The sequence below is a fragment of the Pseudomonas coleopterorum genome, from assembly GCF_900105555.1.
Classification (GTDB): domain Bacteria; phylum Pseudomonadota; class Gammaproteobacteria; order Pseudomonadales; family Pseudomonadaceae; genus Aquipseudomonas; species Aquipseudomonas coleopterorum.
Genome location: NZ_FNTZ01000001.1, coordinates 2,389,650 through 2,409,791 on the forward strand (window position 1 = coordinate 2,389,650; position 20,142 = coordinate 2,409,791).

Annotated in this window: 13 protein-coding genes; 9 read left to right on the forward strand and 4 right to left on the reverse strand. The window is 63.2% G+C overall.

The window, feature by feature from the left end:
• The first annotated feature begins 74 nt into the window (after positions 1-74).
• The 8 genes from ppnN (at position 75) to BLV18_RS10780 (ending at position 11,399) form a co-directional block, all read left to right on the forward strand.
• Positions 75-1,448 (forward strand): nucleotide 5'-monophosphate nucleosidase PpnN, encoded by a 1,374-nt coding sequence (ppnN, locus tag BLV18_RS10740; protein ID WP_090358408.1) that lies wholly within the window; start codon positions 75-77, stop codon positions 1,446-1,448.
• A gap of 255 nt (positions 1,449-1,703) precedes the next feature.
• Complete coding sequence (locus tag BLV18_RS10750; protein ID WP_090358412.1) at positions 1,704-2,462, forward strand: enoyl-CoA hydratase/isomerase family protein; 759 nt, start codon at positions 1,704-1,706, stop codon at positions 2,460-2,462.
• A 1,217-nt stretch (positions 2,463-3,679) separates the two neighbouring features.
• Positions 3,680-4,744, forward strand: coding sequence for an ABC transporter substrate-binding protein (locus tag BLV18_RS10755; protein ID WP_090358414.1), 1,065 nt, complete (start codon positions 3,680-3,682; stop codon positions 4,742-4,744).
• Between the two features lie 12 nt (positions 4,745-4,756).
• Positions 4,757-5,821: an ABC transporter ATP-binding protein gene (locus BLV18_RS10760; protein WP_090358417.1), complete on the forward strand. Its 1,065-nt coding sequence runs from the start codon at positions 4,757-4,759 to the stop codon at positions 5,819-5,821.
• The gene (locus tag BLV18_RS10765) at positions 5,818-7,521 is read left to right on the forward strand and encodes an ABC transporter permease subunit (protein WP_090358419.1); all 1,704 of its coding nucleotides are present in this window, start codon (positions 5,818-5,820) and stop codon (positions 7,519-7,521) included. The genes BLV18_RS10760 and BLV18_RS10765 overlap by 4 nt, the downstream gene beginning before the upstream one ends.
• A 3-nt stretch (positions 7,522-7,524) precedes the next feature.
• Complete coding sequence (locus BLV18_RS10770; protein WP_090358421.1) at positions 7,525-9,066, forward strand: AMP-binding protein; 1,542 nt, start codon at positions 7,525-7,527, stop codon at positions 9,064-9,066.
• A 104-nt stretch (positions 9,067-9,170) separates the two neighbouring features.
• A complete protein-coding gene (locus BLV18_RS10775) occupies positions 9,171-9,968 on the forward strand; it encodes an IclR family transcriptional regulator (protein WP_201782759.1) in 798 nt (265 codons plus the stop codon).
• 120 nt (positions 9,969-10,088) lie between these two features.
• Positions 10,089-11,399: a substrate-binding domain-containing protein gene (locus BLV18_RS10780; RefSeq protein ID WP_090358423.1), complete on the forward strand. Its 1,311-nt coding sequence runs from the start codon at positions 10,089-10,091 to the stop codon at positions 11,397-11,399.
• A gap of 605 nt (positions 11,400-12,004) precedes the next feature.
• Here BLV18_RS10780 and treS read toward each other — a convergent pair.
• A complete protein-coding gene (treS, locus tag BLV18_RS10785) occupies positions 12,005-14,068 on the reverse strand; it encodes a maltose alpha-D-glucosyltransferase (protein ID WP_090358424.1) in 2,064 nt (687 codons plus the stop codon).
• A 187-nt stretch (positions 14,069-14,255) separates the two neighbouring features.
• On the opposite strand from treS, the gene BLV18_RS22365 reads away from it, so the two are divergent.
• Positions 14,256-14,414 carry a hypothetical protein gene (locus BLV18_RS22365; RefSeq protein ID WP_167375935.1) on the forward strand — a complete coding sequence of 53 codons (159 nt, stop codon included), beginning with the start codon at positions 14,256-14,258 and terminating at the stop codon, positions 14,412-14,414.
• A gap of 116 nt (positions 14,415-14,530) precedes the next feature.
• On the opposite strand, the gene BLV18_RS10790 is transcribed toward BLV18_RS22365, so the two are convergent.
• The 3 genes from BLV18_RS10790 to BLV18_RS10800 form a co-directional block, all read right to left on the reverse strand.
• The gene (locus BLV18_RS10790; RefSeq protein ID WP_090358426.1) at positions 14,531-15,550 is read right to left on the reverse strand and encodes a branched-chain amino acid aminotransferase; all 1,020 of its coding nucleotides are present in this window, start codon (positions 15,548-15,550) and stop codon (positions 14,531-14,533) included.
• Positions 15,551-15,642: 92 nt separating this feature from the next.
• Complete coding sequence (locus tag BLV18_RS10795; protein WP_090358428.1) at positions 15,643-18,723, reverse strand: error-prone DNA polymerase; 3,081 nt, start codon at positions 18,721-18,723, stop codon at positions 15,643-15,645.
• Positions 18,720-20,135 (reverse strand): Y-family DNA polymerase, encoded by a 1,416-nt coding sequence (locus BLV18_RS10800; RefSeq protein ID WP_090358430.1) that lies wholly within the window; start codon positions 20,133-20,135, stop codon positions 18,720-18,722. Before BLV18_RS10800 ends, BLV18_RS10795 begins: the two co-directional genes overlap by 4 nt.
• Positions 20,136-20,142: the final 7 nt, after the last annotated feature.

Consider the following 20,142-nt stretch of genomic DNA (forward strand, 5'->3'; position numbering starts at 1 on the left):
GGCCGGTGAAGTCGCTCATTATCCAGATGGGGCGGCCCGTGTGGCCGCGCTACAGTGCGTTAAGGGAATATAGAATGGCCCCAAGAAATGTGATCAATGCCTCGGTCAGCCCCAAGGGCAGCCTTGAAACCCTCTCCCAGCGTGAAGTCCAGCAACTCAGCGCCGCCGGTTCGGGCAGCACCTACACCCTCTTTCGCCAGTGCGCCCTGGCCATCCTCAACACCGGCGCCCATGTCGACAACGCCAAGACCATCCTCGATGCCTATCAGGATTTCGAGGTGCGCATCCACCAGCAGGACCGCGGTGTTCGCCTGGAACTGCTGAACGCTCCGGCCGATGCCTTCGTCGACGGCGAAATGATCGCCAGCACTCGCGAAATGCTGTTCAGCGCGCTGCGCGACATCGTCTATACCGAAAGCGAGCTGCACAGCCAGCGCATCGACCTGAGCGACTCCCAGGGCATCACCGACTACGTCTTTCATCTGTTGCGCAACGCCCGCACCCTGCGAGCCGGCCTAGAGCCCAAGATGGTGGTGTGCTGGGGTGGCCACTCGATCAATTCGGACGAATACAAGTACACCAAGAAAGTCGGCCACGAACTGGGCCTGCGCAAATTGGACATCTGCACCGGCTGCGGCCCTGGCGTGATGAAAGGCCCGATGAAGGGCGCGACCATCGCCCATGCCAAGCAGCGCATGAGCGGCGGACGCTACCTGGGGCTGACCGAGCCGGGGATCATCGCGGCGGAAGCGCCGAATCCGATCGTCAACGAGCTGGTCATTCTTCCCGATATCGAGAAGCGCCTGGAAGCGTTCGTGCGCGTCGGTCACGGGATCATCATCTTCCCCGGCGGCGCGGGCACGGCCGAGGAATTCCTGTACCTGCTGGGCATCCTGATGCACCCGGACAATCAGGGGCTGCCGTTCCCAGTAATCCTGACCGGGCCCAAGAGCGCCGAGGCGTATCTGCAGCAACTGGATCATTTCGTCGTGGCGACGTTGGGCGAGGCGGCGCGGGAGCACTACCAGATCATCATCGACAACCCGGCCGACGTGGCACGGGAGATGACCGAGTCGTTGAAGAAGGTCAAATCGTTCCGCCGCGAGCGTAATGACGCGTTCCATTTCAACTGGCTGCTGAAGATCGAGGAAAGTTTCCAGCGTCCCTTCGACCCGACCCACGCCAACATGGCCAACCTGGAACTGCGCCGCGCCCTGCCCCCGCATCAGCTGGCGGCCAACCTGCGCCGGGCGTTTTCCGGCATCGTGGCGGGCAACGTCAAGGACAAGGGCATTCGCCTGATCGAAGAACACGGGCCGTACCAGATCCGTGGCGATGCCGCAGTCATGGAGCCGCTGGACAAGTTGCTGCAGGCGTTCGTCGAGCAGCATCGCATGAAACTGCCGGGTGGCGCAGCCTATGTGCCCTGCTACCGCGTTGTGACCTGATCCCCCCTCTCCATGATCCGCTCCCACCCCCCCGCGTGGGAGCGATCATCGGCTGCGAAAATCTCACCGTATAACACCTGATACACCGCACCGCCCTCTTCTCGGCCACTGACCGCTGCCACCGTGTGCGCGTCGATCTGAGTGCGGTGGCCTCTTCGATCGTGCGCGCTTTGCCAATAATCCACACAAACCTGTTGCGCATCCAGCGGGATAATTCTATCGTTATTCCACATCAACTATCGCATTGAGATAAACATGTCAGACATTGTGCTAGAAATAAAAGGCCCCGTCGCTGTCATCACCCTCAATCGTCCGGAGGTACTCAATGCCTGGACCACGCCGATGCGTAACGAAATCATCGAAGCCCTGAACGGATACAACACCGACCCCGCCATCAAGGCCGTGATCATGACCGGCGCTGGCGACCGAGCGTTTTCCGCAGGTCAGGACCTTTCCGAAGCTCATGATTTCGACGGCGATCGCGCCGTGGAATGGGTGGGTGAATGGGAGCGCTACTACGCCACGCTGCGCGGCCTGTCCAAGCCCCTCATCATCGCGCTCAACGGCACGGCTGCGGGTTCAGCGTTCCAGGTCGCGCTGCTGGGCGACATCCGCATCGGCCACCCCGGCGTGCGCATGGGCCAGCCAGAGATCAACTCGGGCATTCCCAGCACCACAGGTCCCTGGATCATGAACAGCATGCTGGGCATGTCGCGCACCATCGAGCTGACACTGACCGGCCGCTTGATGAATGCCGATGAATGCAAGCAGATCGGCTTGATTCACCATTTGGTCCCGGCCGATCAGGTGATGAGCAAGGCGCTTGAAATCGCCGAAGAACTGGCCGCCAAGCCACCGATCGCCATGCGCCTGGACAAGCAGCGATTCCGCGAAATGAGTGAGCCGGGCTTCAAGGACTGCATCGAAGCCGGCCGACGCCTGCAAAAGGAAGCGTACGACTCCGGCGAGCCGGCACGCATGATGGAAGCCTTCTTCAAGGCGCGGGCCAAGTAAAACCTGGCCTACCTTCTGAAAGCAGATTAACAGTGGGAGCGCGCCCACAGGGATCTCTCCCACACTGGGGGAGCGGGCTCTGCCCGCGAAGGCAGCAATGCGGAGGCACTGATACACCGTGGAGGCCCGTTCGCGGGCAGAGACCCGCTCCCACAGGGTTCGCTCTCACACTGTGGGAGCGGGCTCTGCCCGCGAAGGCAGCGACGCGGAGGCACTGATACACCGCGGAGGCCCGTTCGCGGGCAGAGACCCGCTCCCACAGGGTTCTCTTCCATATTGTGGGAGCGGGCTCTGCCCGCGAAGGTGGCGCTGCGGAGGCACTGATACACCGTGGAGGCCCGTTCGCGGGCAGAGACCCGCTCCCACAGGGTTCTCTTCCATATTGTGGGAGCGGGCTCTGCCCGCGAAGGCAGCAATGCGGGGGCACTGATACACCGTGGAGGCCCGTTCGCGGGCAGAGACCCGCTCCCACAGGGTTCGCTCTCACACTGTGGGAGCGGGCTCTGCCCGCGAAGGCAGCGATGCGGAGGCACTGATGCACCGTGGAGGCCCGTTCGCGGGCAGAGACCCGCTCCCACAGGGTTCGCCCCACACTGTGGGAGCGGGCTCTGCCCGCGAAGGCGGCGATGAGGAGGCACTGATACACCGGGGAGGGCCGTTCGCGGGCAGAGACCCGCTCCCACAGGGTTCGCTCTCACACTGTGGGAGCGGGCTCTGCCCGCGAAGGCAGCGATGCGTAGTCATTGATACACCAGGGATGGCCCGTTCGCGGGCAGAGACCCGCTCCCACAGGGTTCGCCCCCACACTGTGGGAGCGGGCTCTGCCCGCGAAGGCAGCGACGCGGAGGCACTGATACACCGTGGAGGCCCGTTCGCGGGCAGAGACCCGCTCCCACAGGGTTCGCTCTCACACTGTGGGAGCGGGCTCTGCCCGCGAAGGCAGCAATGCGGAGTCATTGATACACCAGGGAGGGCCCGTTCGCGGGCAGAGACCCGCTCCCACAGGGTTCGCCCCACACTGTGGGAGCGGGCTCTGCCCGCGAAGGTGGCGACGCGGAGTCACTGATACACCGTGGAGACCCGCTCCCACAGGGATCGCTCCCATAGATCGCACTACGCACGGCGGCGGCCATGTACCTACCCCGGCTTTATGCAACACCTTGACTGCCGACGTCCTGACTACCCAACGATCCATTCGTTTTTTGTAGGAGACTGTCATGCACACACCTTCCAACCCCGGACGCCGTCAGTTGCTCAAGGCCGGTGCCACCGTCGCTCTGGTCTGCGGTCTGCCCAGCGTAGTCCGCGCCGCCGATAAACAGATCATCGTTTCCGATCCCGGTGGCCCCTACACCGAGGCCTACCGCAAGGCCTTCTACGACCCTTTCGAGAAGGCCACAGGCATCAAGATCATCAGCGTCGCCCGCGAATCACAACCCGTGGCGCAGTTTTCGGCCATGGTGAAAACCCGCAACTATGTCTGGGACGTCACCACCCTGACCATTTCCGCCGACATCCCCTACCTCGAAGCCCAGGGCTTTCTCGAACCCATCGGTCTGTCGGCCAGCGAATACCCCGACCTGTTGCCCGAAGCGATCACCCCCAACTTCCTGGGCGTCGATGTGTACTCCACCGTGCTGGCCTACCGCACGGACACCTTCAAGGATGGCAAGGGCCCGCAGAGCTGGGCGGACTTCTGGAACGTCGAGCAGTTTCCTGGCCGTCGCTGCCTGCGCCGCAGCCCCCTGGACACGTTGGAACAGGCACTGCTGGCCGACGGCGTCGGCCTCGACGAGCTGTACCCGATGGACGTCGACCGCGCCTTCAAGAGTCTGGACAAGATCAAACCGCACATCGACCTGTGGTGGACCTCCGGTGCGCAGGCGATGCAGGCCATCCAGAGCGGCGAAGTCGACATGATCTCGGCCTGGAACGGCCGCGCCCAGGCGGCCATCGACAATGGCGCTCCGGTACAGATCGTCTGGAACCAGGGGCTGTACTCCATCGAAGGCTGGGCGATTCCCAAGGGCACGCCACATGCCGACATGGCCAAGCAGTTCGTACGCTTCTGCGCCGATGCCAAGCGCCAGTCCGATTTCACCGACACGCTGGCCTACGGCCCCACCAACCGCAAGTCGTTCGAGTTCATCGCCCCCGAGCGCGCAGCGTTGTTGCCCACTGCGCCGCAGAACCTGGAACACATGCGCCTGCCCAGCCCGGCCTGGTGGGCGGAGCACCGCACCGCCGTGACCGAGCGGTTCAACGCCTGGATCTTGTCGTAAGGGAGTCGATGCATGAGCGTGAAACTTGAAACCCGTGGCCTGGGCAAGACCTATGGTCAGTTCGTCGCCCTGCAACCTACCGATATTCAGGTGCGTGAAGGCGAATTCCTGACCCTGCTCGGGCCTTCGGGCTCGGGCAAGACCACCCTGCTGCAGATGATTTCCGGGTTGGTCCCGCCCGACAGCGGGCAGTTACTGATCGACGGCCAGGAGGCGACCCACATCGCACCCGGCAAACGCGGCATCGGCCTGGTGTTCCAGAGCTACGCGCTGTTTCCGCACATGAGCGTGCGCGACAACGTGGCCTACGGCTTGCGCATGCGCAAGTACCCCAAGGCCGAGGTCAGCCAGGCAGTCGACGATGCCCTGGCCATGGTGCGCATGGAGGACTTCGCCCATCGCTACCCGAACGAATTGTCCGGTGGCCAGCAGCAGCGCATCGCCCTGGCGCGCTGCTTCGCCTATCGACCCTCGATCATCCTGCTCGATGAACCACTGGGCGCGCTGGACAAGAACCTGCGCGAGCACATGCAGCTGGAAATCCGCCGCATGCACAAGGAGCTGGGAGCCACGTTCATCTATGTCACCCACGATCAGGAAGAGGCGCTGACCCTGTCGGACCGCATCTGCCTGATGAATCGGGCGCGGATCGAGCAGCTGGCGACGCCAGCAGAACTGTACGATCGGCCGGCCACACGCTTTGCAGCCGAATTCATCGGTCATTCCAACCTGTTGCAGGGCCAGCGCGACGGTGCTGGTCACCTGCAGGTCGAAGGGCAACGGCTGGATTTGACCGGATGCGCCGGGCACCAGGCGCCCAGCGCAGGGACCGAGGCGTTTCTGCTGATCCGGCCTGAAGCCGCGCGCCTCACCGATCCCGCCGCTGGCCTGCTGCAAGGCACCGTGGATGAATGCGTGTTCCTGGGCAGTGACACCCGCGCCTTGGTCCGACTGCCCTCGGGCAACCGCTTCAGCGTGCGCTGTTCACGCGACCTCAGCCCCCGCATCGGCGACCCGGTGGGCATCGCCTGGGACTCGACCCGGGCTACCCTGCTGCCTGCGCAGGCCGTGTCATGAGCTGGCGCAAGGGCCTGATTCCAGCCATCCCAGCCCTGCTGTTCCTGGCGCTGTTCTTTCTGTTGCCGGTCGCGGAAATGCTCATGGGCAGTTTTCAGAACGCCAGCGGCGAGCTGAGCCTGGGCAACTTCGAACGGATCGCCTCGACCCCGGTGTATGCGCGCGTATTGGGCATCACCTTCTGGATCTCGGCGCTGACGGCATTGTTGTCGGTACTGCTGGCCTACCCGGTGGCGTACCTGCTGACTCGCCTCTCGCCCATGGGCCGCGAGCGCTGGTTGCTGTGGATCATGCTGCCGTTCTGGACCAGCTACCTGGTCAAGACCTACGCATGGATGCTGCTGCTGTCGCGCAAAGGACTGCTGACCACCCTGGCCGCCGATGTGCTGGACAATCCGTCCGGATTGGTCCCGGCACTTTCCGGGGTGCTCATCGGCATGGTGCATTCGATGCTGCCGCTGGCAGTGATCACCCTGCTGCCGATCATGCGCAGCATCGACCAACGCCTGGCGCCCGCCGCGCAGACCCTGGGCGCCAGCGGATCGATGAGTTTCTTCAGCATCTTCCTGCCGCTGTCGGCGCCGGGCATTGCCGCCGCTGGGCTGTTGGTGTTCATCACCAGTCTGGGCTTCTTCATCGTGCCTGCGCTGCTGGGTTCGCCACGGGAAATGATGGTGGCGCAACTGGTGATTTCCTCGGTGCTCGATCTGTTCGACATGAACTTTGCCGGCGCCCTCTCGGTGGTGCTGCTGGCCTGCTCGCTGGTGGTGTTCGTGATCTACGATCGCATCGCCGGGCTGTCGTCGCTGGGCGGCGAGGCGCCCAAGGAGCGCCAGTCCGGGCGCGGCCTGCAGATGCTGATCTGGCTCGGGCATCTGTTTTCGGGCAAGGGCAACGCTCCCCGGCGCAGTGGCGACGGTGTGCTGCTCACGGGCTACAGCGTGTTGTTGGTCATGCTGTTGATCCTGCCAGTGCTGGTGGTCGTCCCGCTGGCCTTCACCAGCAGCCCGTTCATTGCCTTTCCACCCAAGCTGTTCAGCCTGAAGTGGTTCGAAGAATTCTTCACGTCCGCGGTATGGCAGGCGGCGCTGTTGCGTTCGCTGGGCGTCAGTGTGGCCACGGCCTTGTTGGCCCTGGTGCTGGGCTTTGGCGCGACCCTGGCACTGACACGGGTCAGCGCGGGTTGGCGCAAGGGCCTGTTCGCCCTGTTCATCGCACCGCTGATCGTGCCGCGCATCGTCATCGCCCTCGGCCTGCTCTACCTGTTTTCCCGGCTGGGGCTGGCGGGCAAGGATATCGGCCTGGTACTGGGCCATACCGTGCTGGCCCTGCCCTATGTGGTGGTGACCCTGTCCGCGGCCTTCAAGCAATACGACTGGCGTCTGGACGATGCTGCGCGGATCCTCGGTGCCGGCGCATTCACTCGCCTGCGCACGGTGACCCTGCCGCTGATGTCGGCGAGCCTGGTCTCGGCCTTCCTGCTGGCCTTCATCACCTCGTTCGACGACCTGACCATCGCCATCTTCGTCAGTGGCGGCATCAATACCACCTTGCCCAAGCAGATGTGGGACAGCATCCAACTGGCGCTGACGCCGACCCTGGCTGCGGTTTCCACCACCTTGCTGGTGTTCATCGTGCTGTTTGCCGTGATCGCCCAGTGGGTCTCGCGGCGCTCCAACTCCAAACGTCAAGGGCTCTGAACGATGCATCCATACACTCGATTCTTCCCGCATCGCATCAGTCAGGATCAACTGACCACCGCACCGCTTATTCATGCTGGCCTGATGATTGATGACGACGCTGTACGCGTCACGTTCGAAGGTCGTTCCCTGACTACACGGGAATTGCGCCAGCGGGTCGCCGCGCTGCAACAGGTACTGGCCGAACGTGGCCTGCGGGCCGGGCACCGGGTCGCGGTCATGCTGGGCAACAGCGACGACCAGATCGTATTGATCTATGCACTGATCCTCAGCGGCTTGGTGTGGATTCCCATCAACACCAAGCTGCGCGGGCCGGGCCTGGACTACCCGTTCGAACATGCCCGCCCGGACCTCGTGGTGGGCGACGCCGAGTTCGCCGAGCGCCTGGCGAGCAGTGCCGCAGGCGAGCTTGACTGTGTCGACATCACCACGCTGCACGAACAGGCGCTGGCCTGCCCGGCCGCGCCCCTGCGCCTGGAAGACAGTGCGACCGAGGCGACGCTCTGTGTGATCTACACCTCCGGCACCACCGGGGCGCCCAAGGGCGTGGTGTTTACCCACCGCATGTTGCGCATCGCCAGTGAGGCGGTATTGCAGGTCGCCGACGTCAAGGCCGGCGATCGTCTGCTGTTGTGGGAACCGCTGTGCCATATCGGCGGTGCGCAGATGCTGCTGATGCCCTTTCTGGCCGAGGTCAGCCTGAACGTGGTGCAGCGGTTTTCCGCAAGCAAGTTCTGGGCGCAGTGCGTGCAAGTGCAGGCCACGCAATTGCATTATCTGGGCGGGATCATCGATATCCTCATGCAGCAACCCGAACAGCAGTGGCCTGCCCACCATGCTCTGCGCACCCTGTGGGGCGCGGGTGTCAGCCTGGCCAACTGGGCGGCGATCGAGCAGCGTTTCGGCTGCAAGCTGCGCGAATGCTATGGCATGACCGAATGTTCCAGCTTCGCCACCTTGAACCGCACCGGCAAGCCCGGCTCGATCGGCCGCGCCTTGCCATGGCTGAGCCTGGAACTGCTGGACTCCTACGGCAAGCCCGTCGAAGTCGGGCAATTGGGCGAAATCGTACTCGCCAGCGAGGTCGACGGCGTCTTTCTGCCCGGCTACCTCGACAACCCGGAAGCGACGGCCAGCGCCTTGCGCGAAGGCCGCCTGTTCACCGGAGACATGGCTCGCATGGATGCCGAGGGCGACCTGTTCTTCGTCGGTCGTCGTACCGACAGCATGCGCGTGCGTGGCGAGAACGTGTCTGCCTGGGAGGTGGAGCGGGTGTTCAGTGGGCATCCAGCGGTGCAGGCCTGCGCCGCGATCGGGGTCGAGTCGACGGTCGGCGAGCAGGAAATCCTGCTGTACGTGCAACTGCAGACCGATACCCCCTCGGACTGGCCAGCCATGCTCGAATGGGCCGCTCGCCGGTGCGCCTCCTATCAATTGCCACGCTACTACCGGCAAGTGGAGAGGTTCGAGTTGACCCCCAGCGAACGCATTAAGAAACACTTGCTGCCCAAGGACGCCAGCCTGGCCTGGGACAGCCGCAGTTGAATGCGGGACCAGGCCCGACGTGCACAGTAACGTTCTAGTGAATAGCGATAGAAAGTACCAGGCATCTGCCGGATAATCGGTTTTTTCACCACTGTGTTGCGTTCATGGCCCGTACCCCGAAGACCCCACCTGCCGATCCCACGGCCTCCTCGCTCTACGTGCAGTCCGTCGACAAGGCCATGAAAGTGCTCATGGCCTTCGACGGCAGCCAGCGCCAGTTGTCGCTGTCCGACATCGCCGCACTGACCGGCATGGACCTCAGCGCTGCCCAGCGCTTCACCCACACCCTGGCGACCTTGGGCTATCTGAACAAGGACAGCAGCAAGAAGTACGAGCTGTCGCCGCGGCTGCTGGATTTCACCTATCACTACCTGACGTCCAGCGAACTGGTGACCCGCGCCGCACCCTATCTGCAACAGTTGAGCGCGGATACCGAAGAGGCGACCAACCTGACGGTGCTCGACGGCACCGACATCGTCTACGTGCAACGCATCGTCAGCCGGCACGTGTTCAACGCCAGCGTCATCATCGGTACCCGTCTGCCGGCCTGGTGCACCGCGCCCGGTCAGGCGTTGCTGGCGACCTACAGTGACGATGAAGTGAACGATATCTTCGACCGCAGCCAGTTCGTCCAGCACACACCGGCCACCATCACCGATCGTGGGCAGATCTGGGCCAGCATCGAGCAGATTCGCCAGCGGCGCTATGCACACACCGAAGACCAGTTCTTCTATGGCGATGTTTCCACCGCGGCGGCCATCGTCGATGGCAACGGCCGCGGGATCGGCGCGGTGAACCTGGCGGTCTCTCGCTCGCGATGGGTCCCGGAGCGCGATACCAAGCGCTATGCCGATCTGGTGATCAGCGCGGCATCGTCGATATCGGTCAAGCGCAAGGTGTGATCCTGATGCTCCCGTAGGAGCGGTCATCGGCCGCAAACCACGCGCGCAGCAATAGCGGCTGTCATCGCTCTGCAACATGACTGACTTAATCTGCGAGGCTTCCCGACCCGGTAGTCCGCCATGCGCCGTCTGTTTTTCATGCTGTGCATCCTGAGCCTGTGCAGCGGCGCCCTCGCCGGCCCGGACACGGTGCGCATCCAGGGCTCCAATACCCTCGGTGCGGCGCTGCTCCCAGCCCTGGTGCGCGGCCTGCTCGAAGCCCGCGGCCTGCAGGATATCCAGACGTTCACCCCGGCTCCGGGCGAGCAACTCATTACCGCGCACGAGCCGAATGGCTCACCGCTGCGCTTTGCCATCGCCGCCCACGGTTCCAGCACCGGCTTCGACGGTCTGCTGGGCGGCCAGGCAGATCTGGCCGCTTCATCCAGACCGATCAGTGACCTGGAGCGTGCCCGATTGGCGCCTCTGGGTGACCTGACCAGTTATGCCGCTGAACACGTGATCGCCATCGATGGCGTGGCGGTCATCGTTCATCCGGACAATCCCCTTCGACAACTGACAACGCAGCAGCTTGCCCAGGTGTTCAGTGGCGAGATCGACGACTGGCGCGTGCTCGGTGGCCGTGGACCGATCCATGTACTGGCACGGGACGATCGCTCGGGCACGTGGGAGACTTTCCGCGACCAGGTGTTGAGCCCTTATGGCGGCCGACTGAGCAGCCACGCGCTGAGGCTGGAGTCCAGCGAGCAGCTGTCGGATCGGGTCAGTGCCGATCGCCAAGCCATCGGTTTCATCGGCCTGGCCTCGGTGCGCAAAGCACGAGCGCTGGCGATCGTCGACGGCGCCAGCCAGCCCATGGCGCCTACGGTCAGCTTGATCGCAACCCAGGACTATCCGCTGAGCCGACGGCTCTACCTGTACAGCGTGCCCACACGCCCTTCGCCCTGGGCCGACGCGCTGATCGCCTTCGCCCAGAGCGAAGCGGGCCAGGGCATCGTCGCCAGCCAGGGCTTCGTGGCGCAAACGGTAAAGGCCATGAGCGTCCCGACTTCGCCCGACATGCCCCTGCTCTACCGGCAACTGGCCCGTGACGGCCTGCGCCTGTCAGTCAGCTTTCGCTTCGCCGAGGGCAGTGCCACGCTGGATAACAAAGCGTTGGCCGATGTGGTTCGGGTGCAGGACTACCTTGGCCGTCATGGTTTGCTGCAGAAAAAAACCACGCTGGTAGGTTTTGGCGATGCGAAGGACGATCCGGCCCGCGCCGTGTTGCTGTCTCGGCTCAGAGCCATGGCGGTGCGCCGGGAGCTGGTCAAGGCCGGCGTGGTGTTGCGCGACATCCAGGGCCTGGGTGCGCAGCTGCCGGTGGCGACCAATGAGGTCGATGAGGGGCGAATCAAGAATCGTCGGGTGGAAGTGTGGATCAACCCATAGCCGTCAGGGTGTCACCTGTGCGCGACCCGGACACAAAGTGTTACCGGTCCTGCCGATGGGGAACGCGAAGCGGGTAACATGGGAACAAATCTGCGTCACTCTGTCGCACCACGTTTGCGCAGAAATCCTAAGCCATTGATTATAAAAAGATTTAAAAAGTTGGCACGCACCCTGCTATAACTTACGTACAACAATAACAACAACGCGACAAACCAATAACAACAAGACGAAACGACTCTGACATAACAAGAACAAACGCGACAGAGACGTAGCTAACAGATTTTTTTGGAGAAGATGGGCTTTTCAGGGGCCTGCCCCGCAGCCAGGTAGAGAACAATAAAACTACGTTCAGTAGATACCCACTGGTTGGATCGATGATGAAAGCAGATCAGCGCTCAAAAAAATACGTTTGCTCTTGATCCCGCATGGGGATCGCACAACACGCGGTACGGGTCACGACCGACAACTACAACAACAGGTCGCCCCTCAATAATAAAAACAGAGCATGCAGAAAAACCTTGAGGGGAGCCTAGGCTCCCCTCAGTGCTTTCCGGATTTTGCTTTCCAGGCGCCGATGCGGTGTACGCATCGGCGCCTGCAACCCATCAGATCGGCGAGGCACTCACCACACGCAGGGCAAGGCCCTCATACGGGTCCAGGGTGATGGTGAATTCACCGTCTTCGGTCAGATCGCCCTCGACCCGCTCGTTGATGATGTCCACCACCGGACCTGCCGCAATGCCTGGCAGATGCAAGGTCTCAACGATCGGCTCGTTGCTGAAGTTCAACGCAGTGATCTGCGTGCCTTTGCCCGCTGGCAGTTCATGCACCATCAGCAACAGTCCGGGATGCTGCACATCCGGGATCAGAATCTGCTTGCTGGCTGCGATGTCGTAGGCTCGCCGTACCGCCAGGATTTTCTTCAGCTGCGAAGCGAAGCTGTCTGGACGCTGCAGTTGATCGACCAGATTGCCGTACAGGGTCTTGGGACGCGGCATGTTCCCGGCGGAGAACTCTGCTGTTGGATCAAGGCCTACCAGGTCGTATGCTCCACGGTGGATCCAGCGCGTGTCACCGTCTTCCATCAGATGCGCGACTTCGTCGGCCGGCAGAGTCAGGGCGCCGACCAAGTCCCAGCCCGACAGCGCGAATACGCCAGGCTGCATGGCGTTGTACATCACCAGCAGCAGGTGAATGTGCTGGATCTGCTTGATGTCCTGCTCGGTGATCGCCTCCAGGTCGCGAATGCCCAGCGCCGCCGTGATGATACTGGCAGTGGTGCAAGAAACCCCGTTGGTCACGAACTTGAGGTTATAGGGCGCGTGCTCACCGGCCAGGCGCTCGTACATCTCTTCGCGAATGTGCTCGCGCAGAATGTTGCCGGGGAAGGTCTGGCCTTGGTACAGGTAGGTATCGTGAGCGTGCAGGGTCCAGAAGTGCACCAGCTCCAGGGTCAACTCGTCGTGATTCTGCAAGGCGTGAATCAGCGAAGCCGGGTCGATGCCGAAAGCATGCACTTGCCGCAGCATCAGCCGCAGGAACTCGGTATTGCCCAGCAGCAGCGCATGTTGATAGGCCGGACGAGTGATGAAGTCGTAAGACAGGTCTGCGCCGCCGTGGGACATGGAGGCGATATCGTCGATGGTCAGGTTCAGCTCCTGAAAGCTGAAACCCCCGGCCTTGCGAATGGCACCGCCGAGCAATTGGTTGCCGTTGACCGACAACGGATGGCTTTCGGACCAGGCCGGGCCCTCGGCACGCCGCTCGACCCCCAGGAAACCGTTGGCATCCAGGCGCAGAATGCGAGCGCCCATCACGTCGATGGAATGCAGCGCATCGCCAATGATCATCTGCTGCGCGGCGAAGGTCGGGTCCAGCCAGTTGAGTGAAGGCTGACCTTCCTTGAAGTAGTGCAGGTACACCCAACGCCGCGGCTTGCCGTCCACGCCGACCACCACTGGGGTGGCGCTCCAGTCGGTTTCCTTGACGCCCGGTTCGAAGAAGATCACCCGCTGCAACTGGCCAACGATGTAGTGCTTGTCCTTGAGGATGTCGCAGACTTCCGGGGTCAGGTTGACCGCATCGCGACCCGCCGGCACCTCAGGCAACAGCCCCCAGTCCTCCTCCTTGATCTCGACCATGTGGTACAGACCCGGATAGTCCGCATGGGCCATTTCGGCCAGACGGAAATCCGCGCCTTTACCGGTGTGCGACGGGATCGCATCGTCGATGACTACGGCATTGTGCGCGGCGGCCATGCGGCTGAGCTGGATCATGTCGGCTTCGGTGCCCAGTTCAGGGTCGATGTCGAAGCTCATGCGGTCGAAGTTGCCGTCCACGCTGGGCGTGCGTTCACGTCCGCGCAGGCCACCGGAGAGCTTCAACGGGCCGTTGTGAATGCCCTGAATACCAATCTCGGACAGCGCATGCCACAAGGTTTCGTCACCCAGGGCCTGCAACACCGAGCCCTCTTCGCGGGTCACGATGGAAGCTGGGTAGGCAGTGAACCACACCGAAGCAATGGCAGAGGCGTCCCGAGGTCTGGCCTGGGCGTAGGGTCGCTGCCACAGCCGTGCCTGTCCGGCGTACAGCTTGGCGCGCTGTTTGGCCGTGTGCAGCATGGACTGGTCGACCAGCCATTGGATGTAGTCCTTGTCCGGCGTCGTCATCGTTACTTGCCCTCGAAAAGTGTCCTACATTGAGAGTACGACGGAAGGTTATCGTTGCATCCGTCGCGGATTTCCCTGAAGGCGCCCGCTGACCTGATCCGACATTCGGTATAAAGCATTGTGCCATCAGGCCGATACAGGATTGGCAGGGGATTCTCCCTGCGCGGGCGATCAACAGGAGAGACCCATGATTACCTTTCTGCTGGGCTGGTGCGCACTGTCTGTTCTCGCGGCTATCGTCTTTGTCGGACTGATACGGGCAGACAAGCGACGCGAAGTACAGGCCATGGAAAAAGCGCGTACAGAGTACGACCGCGTTTTCTTTCAGACACGTCTGTTGGGGTGAGCTAGCCGGATTTCGACCGTTGCGATGCGGCTGGAAAAAGAGGCGGTTGCCGCTCGAGCGAGCGGCGGCGGGATAGAGGGCAGGCCGAGCGGCAGATGCCGGCCTGCCCTGAAGCATCAGACCTTGACGATCCAACCCTCGGGTGCTTCCACGTCGCCGGCCTGAATGCCGGTCAATTCCTTGTACAGGCGTTGGGTGAACGGCCCCACTTCTTCCTGGCTGTAGAACACGTGCAGCTTGTCCTTGTATTCGATACCCCCGATCGGGGTGATCACCGCCGCGGTGCCGCAAGCACCGGCTTCCTTGAACTGGTCGAGCTGATCGATCAGGACATCACCTTCGATCACTTTCAGGCCCAGGCGCGATTGCGCCAGCTCGATCAACGACAGACGGGTGATGCCGGGCAGTACCGACGGCGATTTCGGGGTCACGAACTCGTCGTTCTGGGTGATCGCGAAGAAGTTGGCCGAGCCCACCTCCTCGATCTTGGTGTGTGTCTGGGGATCCAGGTAGATGCAGTCGGCGAAGTTGGCTTTCTTGGCGTTGGAGCCCGGCATCAGGCTGGCAGCGTAGTTGCCACCGACCTTGGCGGCACCGGTGCCGTTGGGCGCAGCGCGGTCGTAGCCGGAGATGACGAAATCGTGCGGCTTCATGCCGCCCTTGAAGTAAGGGCCGACCGGAATGCAGAAGATCGAGAAGATGAACTCGGGTGCAGTGCGCACGCCGATGTTGTCACCTACGCCGATCACGAAAGGACGCAGGTACAGGGCACCGCCGGAACCATAGGGCGGAATGAAGCGCTCGTTGGCCGCGACCACTTTGCGGCAGGCTTCGATGAACACCTCGGTGGGGACTTGCGGCATCAACAGGCGACCACAACTGCGCTGCATGCGCAGAGCGTTCTGGTCAGGGCGGAACAGGTTGATCGAACCATCCTTGCAACGGTAGGCCTTGAGGCCCTCGAAGCACTGCTGCCCATAGTGAAGTGCAGTGGAGCCTTCGCTGATGTGCAACACATTGTCTTCGGTCAGGTTGCCCTGATCCCATTCACCGTCGCGCCAGTGCGACAGGTAGCGCAGATCGGTCTTGATGTAGTCGAAACCCAGTTTGTCCCAGTTGATGCTTTCGTGACCCATGACACCCTCTACCCTTTGGCGATCGCCTGAACAGCACAGGCTTTTACGAATGGACACAACAATACTGCATTTGCCTGCCCCGCGCAGCCTGGCTAGCGGAAATCTCGGCTGCGGATATCCAGCCCGTGGAGCATGGCGCTGACATCGGCCATGTGGCCGGCAATGACATGGCGCACGCCGTCCTTGTGCTCGAAGCGACCCTTGACCTGCATCATCTGCGACCCCACCAGCACGCGCCGCTGACGCTCGGCCAGGTCACGCCAGACCACCACGTTGATCATGCCGAACTCGTCTTCCAGGGTCACGAAGGTCACTCCGGTGGCGGTTGACGGTCGCTGGCGGCCCGTGACCAACCCCGCCACGGTAACCGGACGACCGTGGGCCAGGCTCTGCAGATCCTGGGAGCTGCGGCAACGCAACCCCTGCAGGCGCTCGCGGAGCATGGCCAGCGGGTGTGGCCCCAGGGTGGTGCCGAGGCTGGCGTAGTCGGCATACAGATCTTCGCCGACACTGGGCACTGGCAAGGCCACGCTGGCCTCGCGAGCAGTCGATACATCGGCAAACAGGGGCAACTGCTGCTCGACACTGGCCACGTCCCAGCGCGCCTGGTGGCGGTGACCCACCAGGCCAAGCAAGGCGTTGGCGTCGGCCAGCTGTTCCAGCGCGCGGTTGTCCAGCCCACAGCGACGGGCCAGATCGGTCACGTCCAGAAACGGCCCGGCCAGGCGAGCCTGCTGCACCGCACGCCCGGCCTCTTCGCGCAGCCCCTTGACCATGCGCAACCCCAGGCGCACAGCGGGTTGCCCGGTGGTGCGGGGTTGCAGGCTGCAGTCCCAGTCGCTGTGGCAGACGTCCACGGCCAGGATCTGCAGATGATGGCGACGTGCATCCTGCAGGATCTGGTCGGGACTGTAGAAGCCCATGGGCCAGCTGTTGATCAAGGCGCAGGCAAAGGCCGCAGGTTCATGGCATTTAAGCCAGCAACTGGCATAGGTCAACAGGGCGAAGCTGGCCGCATGGGATTCGGGAAAGCCGTAGCTGCCAAAGCCCTTGATCTGCTCGAAGATGCGTTCGGCGAACTCGCGGGTGTAACCGTTTTTCAACATGCCTTCGGTGAGCCGGATCTGGTGGGGTTCCAACCCGCCATGACGTTTCCAGGCGGCCATGGAGCGCCGCAGTTGGTCGGCCTCGCCGGGGGTGTAGCCCGCCGCGACGATGGCCAGTTCCATTACCTGTTCCTGGAACAGGGGCACGCCCAATGTCCGCTCGAAAACCTTTTTGAGGGCTTCAGAGGGGTAGCTGACCTTCTCCTGACCATTGCGCCGGCGCAGGTACGGGTGAACCATGTCGCCGACGATGGGCCCCGGTCGGACGATGGCCACCTCGATGACCAGATCGTAGAACGTGCGCGGTTGCAAGCGCGGGAGCATCGCCATCTGGGCGCGCGATTCGATCTGGAAGACGCCGATGGTGTCGGCCCGGCCGATCATCGCGTAGGTCTGCGGGCACTCCTTGGGCAAGGTCGAAAGGGTCAGATCTAGGCCCCGGTAGCCGCGCACCAGGTCGAAACAGCGACGAATCGCGCTGAGCATGCCCAGCGCCAGAATGTCGACCTTCAACAGGCCCACGGCATCTAGGTCATCCTTGTCCCACTGGATCACCGTACGCTCGGCCATGGCGGCGTTCTCGACCGGCACCAGGGTGTGCAAAGGGTGCTCGGAAATCACGAAGCCGCCGGGATGTTGGGACAGGTGACGCGGGAAACCGATCAGTTGCTCGGTCAGTGCCATGACCCGCTTGAGCACCGGGCTGTCGATGTCGAACCCGGCCTCGACCAACCGCTCGACCGGGGGCAGGTGGTCGCTCCAGCGGCCGAAGCAATCGGCCAATGCGGTGATCTGGTCCGGTGGCAGGCCTAGCGCCCGGGCGACGTCGCGTACCGCGCCGGGGCCCCGGTAGCTGCTGGCGACGGCGGTCAGCGCGGCGCGGTCGCGACCGTAGCGACGAAAAACGTACTGCAGGACCTCCTCGCGCCGCTCGTGCTCGAAATCGACGTCGATGTCCGGCGGCTCGTTGCGTTCCTTGGAGATGAAGCGCTCGAACAGCATGTGCGTGTCGCGCGGGTCCAGCTCGGTGATGCCCAGGGCGAAACAGACCACCGAGTTGGCCGCCGAGCCGCGCCCTTGGCAAAGGATGTACTGCTCGCGAGCAAACCGCACGATGTCATGCACAGTCAGAAAGTAGCTTTCATAGCCCAGCTCGATGATCAGTTTCAGTTCCTTGTCGAGCAAGGCCTGAACCTCGGCGGTCACCCCCGATGGCCAGCGCCAGCGCGCACCCTCGGCGCTCAGATGGCGCAGCCAGGAGCCTGCGTCATGGCCCTGGGGCACCAACTCGTGGGGATACTGATACCGCAGCTGGCCCAGGTCGAAATGGCAGCGCCGGGCTATGTGCAGGGTTTCCTCAAGCAGCGCGGCCGGATACAGGTCGATCAGTTGCGGCAACCCGCGCAGATGCCGCTCGCCGTTGGCGAACAACACATGTCCGGCCTCGGCCACGGGTACGTGATGGCGGATCGCGGTCATCGTGTCCTGCAAGGCGCGTCGCCCACGGGCGTGCATGTGCACGTCGCCGCAGGCCACCGCCGGCAGGCCCAGCGTCCCTGCTAGATCAAGCAAACCGCGCAGACGCCGCTGATCATCCGCGCCGCAGTGCAATTGCACGGCCAGCCACAGGCGGCCGGCAAAACGTCCCTTGAGCCAATGACCGTGGGCCAGTTCATGAGGCTCATCGGCTATCCACAACGCCAGCAGTCCTTCGCGTTCGACCTCGTCGAGGTCCTCGCGCAGCAGACGATACCGGCCTTTGTCGGCACGTCGGCGGGCCAGGGTAATCAAGCGACACAGGGCTTGATAACCGCCCAGATCCTGCGCCAGCAACACCAGCTTGGGCCCGTTTTCGATGCGCATCTCACTGCCGACGATCAACGTCATCCCGTGAGCCTGGGCTGCTTGCCAGGCACGCACGATACCGGCCAGGGTGCACTCGTCGGTGATCGCCAACGCTTCATAACCCAAGGCCGCCGCCTTGGCGAACAGCTCCTGGGCACTGGAAGCGCCGCGCTGGAAGCTGAAGTTGGAGAGGCAGTGCAACTCGGCGTAGCCCTGGCTCATGCGAACCAGCCTTGCAACAGCAGCGCCGTGTCATCGCCCACCGAGCGGTAGGCCCAACCGCGCCGGCCTGTCGAGGTTTCGACCAGGTAGTAATCACGGCGCACATCGCCACCGTCCCACCAACCCGATTCGATGCGCTCAGGCCCGGCCAGCACGCGCAAGTCATGGGCGGGCAAGGGTTCGGCCTGCTCCAGCAACCATCCGGGTCGCTGTGCACTGAGGTCCAAAGAGGCCGGCATCCAAGGACCGTCGTTGCGCCAGGCCCGCTCCGGACGATGGTCGGCATGGGCGCGCAGATCCTGCATGGCATCGTCGCCCAGGCGTGCGCGCAAGCGTTCGCGCAACTGCTCCCAGGGCTGCGTCTGTTGCGGCCGCTGATCGAACAGCTCCTTGCAGGCGGGCACGAAGCGCGGCAGGTCGAGCGCGCTCAAACGTACGACCTGCACGGGCCGTGGCACCTGCAGATGCTCGAAGCGACCGCGGGCCAACTCGAACAGCAGGGCCGCGTCCCGCTCGGCCGCGAGCAGGCCCACCTCGACCCGCGTGTCTTCGCCGTCCGCATGCTTGAGGTGCAGGGTAAAACGCTGCACCCCCACATCCCGCCCCGCCAGGTAAGCCGCCAGGTCGTTGATCAGGCGTCGCAGGGGAAACAGCAGAGCCTGGTTCGACTCCACATCGAAATTGAGCTCGATGCGTTGGTCGAATACGTCCGCAGGAATGAAGAATTCCAGCGCCAGGGGGCGATGCCCCAGAAGTGTATCGAGATGGCTGAGCACCTGGGCTGGGAATCGCCTGGCCAGTTGTGCCCTGGGCAACGACAAGACCTCACCCAGGTGACGCATGCCCATGCGCTTGAGCGCCGTGGCGTCATCGGCAGCCAACCCCACCCGTTCCACCGGCAGGCGCTGGAGGGCATCGACCAGGGCAGCCGGATCTTCGACGCCGAAACCGTCATAAGCATTGGCCAGCATCCGCGCCGCGGCCGGATTGGGCGCCAGGGTGATGCGATGGCGGAAACCCAGGGCGTTCAGTTCATCGCGCAAGCGCGCTTCGAATTGCGGCCATGGCCCGAACAGGCCCATGGTCGATTGCACTTCCAGTAGCAACACACGTGGATAGTGCACGCTGACTTGGGAGCTGAACCGATAGGCCCACACCGCCAGAAAGCCTTGCCAGTGCTCGATCTGCGCCGGATCGTAGGGCGCGGTGGCAAAATCGCGGCTGAGCATGTAGGCGGCGGTGAGCGACTGCCCCGGTTTGAGACCCAGGGCCCGGGCGGCTGGGTTCACCGCCTGCAGCACTCGCCGCTGCACCGGGCCGGTGACCAGGACTAGCGGCTGCTGAGGATCGTCGCGCTGGCGCAGCACGGCATCGAGGGCCAGTTGCGGCAGCAGAATGCAGGCCCACAGCATGGCAATC